The organism is Lactobacillus sp. HMSC08B12, assembly GCF_001808415.1.
Lineage (GTDB): Bacteria > Bacillota > Bacilli > Lactobacillales > Lactobacillaceae > Lactobacillus > Lactobacillus delbrueckii.
The window spans coordinates 1-6,051 of record NZ_KV793167.1 but is presented as its reverse complement, the minus strand read 5'-3'; the positions used below and the strand labels follow the sequence as shown (position 1 = coordinate 6,051).

Sequence of the window (6,051 nt, the reverse complement as noted above, 5' to 3'; positions counted from 1 at the left end):
TCTTTTTGGTGTGGGAAGTTTAAGTGATTAGTTGTTGATGTTAAGCTGTAAAATGTTAAGTAGTAAATTAGATTGATTCAGTTATTTTGTTTATTGCCTTTTATTGTATCTTTTTTACTTTTAATTCTGTCTATTATCTATCTTATTGGTACAGAGCCGTTGACAGGTAGCGTTCCCCGTTGTCCGGCGCTACAGTGACTACCTTCTTGCCGGCACCCAGCTTCTTGGCCAGTTCGATGGCCCCGTGGATGTTGGCCCCAGCTGAGATCCCTGGCAAAAAGCCTTCCAGGCGGGCAACATCTCTGGCTGTTGCAAAGGCATCATCGCTGGAAACTTCGACAATCCCGTCGTAGATAGACTGGTCTAAAGTCTTTGGAATGAAGCCAGCAGAGATCCCCTGGATCTTATGCGGGCCCTTCTTGCCTTCCTTCAAAAGCGGGGATTCCGCCGGTTCCAGGGCGTAGACCTTGACGTCGCCGGCCTTCTTCAAGGCCCGGCCAATCCCGGTCAAAGTGCCGCCGGTACCAACCCCGGCTACAAAAGCGTCTGGCAAATCGCCGGCAAAGGCGTTGACGATTTCCTGGCCCGTGGTCAGTTCGTGAATTTCCGGGTTAGCCGGATTTTCAAACTGCATTGGCAGGAAGTAGCCCTTTTCTTTAACCAGCTTTTCCGCCAAAGCGATAGAACCTGGCATCCCGTCCTTGCCCGGGGTTAAAAGCAGTTCAGCCCCGTAGGCCCGCATGATCTTCTTTCTTTCCTCGCTCATGGTTTCCGGCATGGCGATGATCAAGTGGTAGCCCTTGGCGCTGGCAACAGCGGCCAGGCCAATCCCGGTGTTGCCGGAAGTTGGTTCTACGATGGTGTCGCCAGGCTTAAGCTTGCCTTCTTTTTCTGCCTTTTCAATCATGGCCAGGGCAATCCGGTCCTTGATCGACCCGCCCGGGTTGAAGAATTCCAGCTTGACGTAGACGTCGGCAGATCCTTCCGGGACGACCCGGTTTAACTTAACGATTGGGGTGTGGCCGATAGTTTCCAAAATGTTGCCATAAATGCGGTCAGTTGACATAGTTTTTTCCTCCTTAAATTATTCGCTAAAAAATTCTAAATCTTATTTGATAGTTTGCAGCCAGTTTTTAAAAAAGTGCTGCTGGCTGCTTTCCCAGGTAAACTGGGGCAGGGACATGGCGGCTTCATCCGCGAAATACCGCTGCGGTTTCGCTAGCTTCCGGTCATCACCTCCTATAGCGGATAATTCCCGCTGGTATTCCTTGCTAAAAGCCTGGGGGCCGTACTCCAGGTGGCTGAAGAGAAAGACCTGCTGGCCAGGCCCAGTGACCAGAGTAAGGTGGCCATCTGGTGTGGCGGCGTTGATGGTTAAAGCTTTTTCTTGCTCAATCTCGCTCCTGTTCATCTCAGCGTAGCGGGCATGCGGGGCCCGAAAGCCTGTGACCAGGCCACTTAACAGGGGGGCGGGAGCCAGGATCTCCTGGGGGTAGATGCCGAAAATCTTCTCCGGCAGGGGATGCTTGCCGATCCCGTAGAAATAGTAGAGAGCCGCCATGGCGCCCCAACAGACATAGAGCTGGGGAATGTTTTTTGCCTTTAAGAGGTCAAAGAGCTTGGTCAATTCCTCCCAGTAGTCGACTTCGCTAAAGGGTAGGAGCTCGATCGGGGCGCCGGTGACGATGAAGCCGTCCAGCTTGGCAACTGTCTTGAGATTTAGCGGCTCAGCCGGCCAGTTTTGGGGTCGGGGCCGGTTTAGATAGTGGCTTTGGGGGTAAAAATAAGTGATTTCAGTTTCCGGGCTGGCTTCTTTGATCACATGGCTGAACCGTTTCTGGGTGTCGATCTTGTCATGCATCAAATTGAGAATGCCGATTTTCTTGCTCATCTTGTTTGTCAGTCCTTTTTTAAAAAATAGCAGGTAAATCTGGGAAAACAAAAAGACGCGCGAGCCAAGCTCTACGCGTCTTAAACAATCAAAGTTATTTGGATATTTGGGAATTCTGGTCTGCTCCTAGCTTTCCAGTCCAAGCCAAATAGTGGATTGCTTAAGACACAATCCACAACAACAAGCAGTCATGTTTACATTGAACAGGTTCTTGTTGAACATTTGGCTTACCTCCTAAATTAGTTACTTGAAGTATAACCGCTATTTTTTGCTTTGGCAAGAAAAATTAGAAAAAAGTCACAGAAAACTAATTTCCTTTATTTTTCTGCTCCTGCAGGCAGAAGTTCTGCCAGATGGCTAAAAGGGTCACCAAAGCTAGGCAGCTGAACATGATAAAGTCGTATCTCCCGCCGCCCTGGTAGCTTCTTTGGCCCAAAGTCCCTTGCCCCGTTTTCTGGGCCAGGGAGATCAGGGGCGTGGCCAGACTGACGCCGACTGAACCGGCAAACTGCTGGAGCATGTTGAAAGAGGAGTTAACGTCAGCCACGTTTTTCCGGTCAACCAAAGTTGAGGCGTTAGAGATGGTGTTGGCAAAGCTCAAGTTGAAGCCGGACCGGATCACGATATGGCAGACAACGATCAAGACCGGGGTCAGCAAGGGCTGCAGGACCAAAAGCAGGCAGTTGCCCAAAAGAAAGAGGCAGCCGCCCAGGGTTAGTGGGAACTTGAAGCCCCGCTTGTCGGCCAGTTTCCCGGCAAAAGGCGAGATGACGGCCCCCACGCAGGAGCCTGGCAAAAGGACCAGGCCGCTGATCAAGCTGCTGGTCCCGATTAAAGACAGGGCATAGATAATGGCAAAAAGGGCCAGACCCAGCAAGAGCAGGGAGGGGGCATCAAATTTTCCCTTTTACCCGCTTACCTGGTTGCGGATGTAGACCTGACCGCTGATTAAGCTGACTAAAGCCAGGGGCAAAAGGAGCCATAAGATCATCCGCCAGCTTGGCAGCTGAGACCACCAGGCCCTCGTAAGTTGGGCCCAGGGCCGGGGCAAAGGAGATGATCGTCCCGGCAAAACCGGTCATGAGGCCGAGTTTTTGCTTAGGGACCTGGGTAAAGATCAGCTGGAACATGATCGGGGTGGAAAAGCCGGTGGCGATCCCCTGAATGATCCGGCCGGCCAGCATCAAAGGAAAGCTGGAAGTTAAGGCGCAGATGATGCAACCGCAAATAAAGGCCAGGGTGGCTCCTAAATGCAGCCAGCGAGCCGGGACCTGCTTGAGCAGGTAGGCGGTAGTTCCCATGACGATGGTCACTGTCAAGAGATAGGCGGTAGTGATCTACCTGGACGGTTGCCAGGGGCTGGTGGAACTCTTTGACTAAAAGCGGGTAGGTGACGTTCATGGAGGTTTCATTCAGAATACCGATGAAGGTCATCAGGCCCGCACTGAAAATAGCGAGGTTGACTTTGCTTGATTTTTCCATAAGGACCTTTCTAAGAACACAAAAAGGCTGTCAGCGGTAGCTCCGCGACAGCCTTTTACTTTGTTTGCGATAAAGTTATTTTAGCATAAACCGCCAATTTTTGCCCAGGCATTATTTCCGGTAGAGCAAAAGAGCAGTTCCGGCTAAGTCAACTGTGTAGTCTTCGGTCTCCAGCGGCCGCTTGGTCATCCCCTGGTCGGTTGAATAGATGATCAGACCCAATTTTGCTCCAGCTGGCAGGGTGTAGTAGGTCGGCTGCAGTTCAAATTCTAGGTCGACGAACTGGCCGGCTTCCAGCTTGCTTGGCTGCTTCATGTCCTGGTAGTTCTGCAGGTTCATGTGGGCCTTGGTAATCAGCTTGGCCTTAGTGGCCTTGTCCGGGACGAATTCCTGCAAGGAGTCTGCCCCGAAGCGGTAGCCAAAGGGCTGGTTTCCTCTGGCAAAAATCTTCGGCGTAGCCGTCAGCCGCTGCCGGGTCCCCAGGTCAACCAGGGCAACAGACAGCTGGCCGACAGTCTTATTAGCTGCTACCCGGACCCGGACCTTTGGCCGGCCGACCAGGGTAGTCGGGTGGAGGAATTCCTCGCTTTCAAAGCGGAGGCTGGCCTTGGCCCATTTTTCCTCCCCGCTGATAAACTGGTATTCCCAGTCAGTTTCACTAATGCCGGCCTTCTTGAATTCTGTCCCGCCCAAGTCGGTGAAGGTTAGCTGGCCTGTCCCGTTTTCAACCGTTGACAGGTCCCCGTCAGCCGTTGGTAAATAGAGGCTGGCTTGGCCCAGGTCGCTGGCCCAGTCACTTTCTGCGTGCCACTCGTCAGCTTCCAGGTTGTCTTGGATCATGACCTTTGGCCATTGCTCATAAGCCCCGTTTTCCACTTCCAAAAGCTCGTGGACGAACCAGAGGTTCATGAGGTCGGTGAAATCGATGGAAACCAGGTTGTTCATGTTGTAGTGCGGACCCTGGTGGAGGAAGAGGTGAGATTTCACCGGCAGCTGCTTGACCTTTTGCCAGATCTTGTAGACGTTCTTCGGCTTGACATTCCAGTCGTTTAAGCCGTGAACGGAGATCCAGGAGCACTTGATGCCATCGGTGTGGTGGCGGTAGTTTCTGGACTCCCAGAAATCAGAGTACTGGCCGGTTGCCCGGTCCTGGGCGGCTAAAAGTTCAGCTTGCTCTGCTTCATAAGCCTTTTTAGCAGTGAAATTGCCCCCGTCCCAGAGGTTGGACTGGCAGACTTCAGCCAGCTTGTCCATGTCTTCGCCCTGGCATTCGCTTGGCGCGACAACCAGGCCGTGTTCCCGGTAGTAGTCATACCAAGAGGAAATAGCGGCTTCAGAAACCACCGTCTTCAAGCCCTTGACCCCGGTCGTCGCGATGGCGATCTGCAAGGTCCCCAGGTAAGAGCGGCCAGTCATGCCGACATTGCCGCTGCACCAGCTGGCTTTGGTTTCAAAGCGGCGGGTCCGGTCAGTATAAGCCACTCGGTCCCCAGTCAGCCATTCAATGACTTCTTTTTGGGAGATGGTTTCTTCCGGTGACCCGGTGATCCGGATCCCGTCCCCGTGCCGGTTGCCGATGGCCCCGGAGAAGACAGAGGCAAAGCCCCGGGCCAGGAGGTATTCGTTTAAGCCGTAAGAAGATTGCCCAGTTGCCAGTTCAGTGGCCGGCACGTCCTGGTCGCTGGGGGCAGGGCTTTTAACTAAAGGCTTGGCCACGTACTTGGGATTGGTCCAAGTGGTCGCGTCAGTCAGGTTCTCGTCGACATTGTGGTTAGTCTTGACATTGTCGATGATCCCGCCAAAGTAAGGTGAAGCCGTGTAGAGGGCTGGGACCTTCAGCTGGTCCTGGCTTTCAACTGGCCGGAAGACCGTGACCGGCAAGAGGTCGCCCTTGCCATCGCCGTCCGTGTCCAGGTCGCTTTGCACGTAAACGACCTCGCGGATGACCTGGCTTGTGTCAAAAACTGGCAGGGACTTGCCGTTGAAGAACATAAACTTGCCTTCCCCCCAGAACTGGGTGAAGTAGCCCTTGCCGGCCATGACGTCCAAGAGGATCTGCCCGTTTTTGCTCCGGGTGTTGAGCAGGCGGTAGAAGGTAAAAATCAATTCTTCCTTGCTGGTCAAGTCCTTAAAGGCCGGCAGGGCATGCTTTTTCCCGCAAGTCAAAGGATCAGTCAGGCTGTAGTCGTAGTTTGGGTGGTAGCCTAAAAGCTGCAGGGCAACATTAGCGAACTGGCTGGCCGTGATGGCAGTCGGCGTGTCCAAAAGAAAGGCGGCCAGGTCAGTTTGGTCGTCCACGGCAAATTCCGCCAATTTTGCGTCTTTAGCCTGGCGGGTCGTGGCTTCCGCCAGGACATTGCCGGTCAAGACGGCCAGGAGCTCACTGAAGGAAAGAGAAGAGTAGTTTTCCGGCAAGAAGTTGATTGCCAGCAGCTCTTCAGTTGCCTTTTCCGGACTGGTTTCAACGTAGGCATATTGATTGTATTTCATGCTTTACCTCATCTTTATATCTTTACATCTATGGGATATTGTATCTTTTTGCTTTATCCAGTTTTTTTAGCTGTTTTTTAAGCAAGTTCTCAAGTTAATGCAAGCAAACCGCTTCCTTTTTGTCAAGGAAAAAATGACCAAGAAAAAAATGACCAAGAAAAAAACCGCCAATTGCAAGAATAAATTGA

Annotated in this window: 3 protein-coding genes and 1 pseudogene; all 4 read right to left on the bottom strand. The window is 52.4% G+C overall.

Going from position 1 to position 6,051, the window contains the following annotated elements; genetic code table 11:
* Positions 1-142: 142 nt before the first annotated feature.
* Positions 143-1,066 (bottom strand): cysteine synthase A, encoded by a 924-nt coding sequence (cysK, locus tag HMPREF3168_RS05625; RefSeq protein ID WP_070488961.1) that lies wholly within the window; start codon positions 1,064-1,066, stop codon positions 143-145.
* A gap of 42 nt (positions 1,067-1,108) precedes the next feature.
* Complete coding sequence (locus HMPREF3168_RS05620) at positions 1,109-1,891, bottom strand: homoserine O-succinyltransferase (protein ID WP_035174951.1); 783 nt, start codon at positions 1,889-1,891, stop codon at positions 1,109-1,111.
* A gap of 307 nt (positions 1,892-2,198) precedes the next feature.
* A pseudogene (locus HMPREF3168_RS11000) lies at positions 2,199-3,373 on the bottom strand (MFS transporter).
* A 111-nt stretch (positions 3,374-3,484) separates the two neighbouring features.
* Positions 3,485-5,863 (bottom strand): Xaa-Pro dipeptidyl-peptidase, encoded by a 2,379-nt coding sequence (locus tag HMPREF3168_RS05605; RefSeq protein ID WP_070488955.1) that lies wholly within the window; start codon positions 5,861-5,863, stop codon positions 3,485-3,487.
* Positions 5,864-6,051 lie beyond the last annotated feature (188 nt).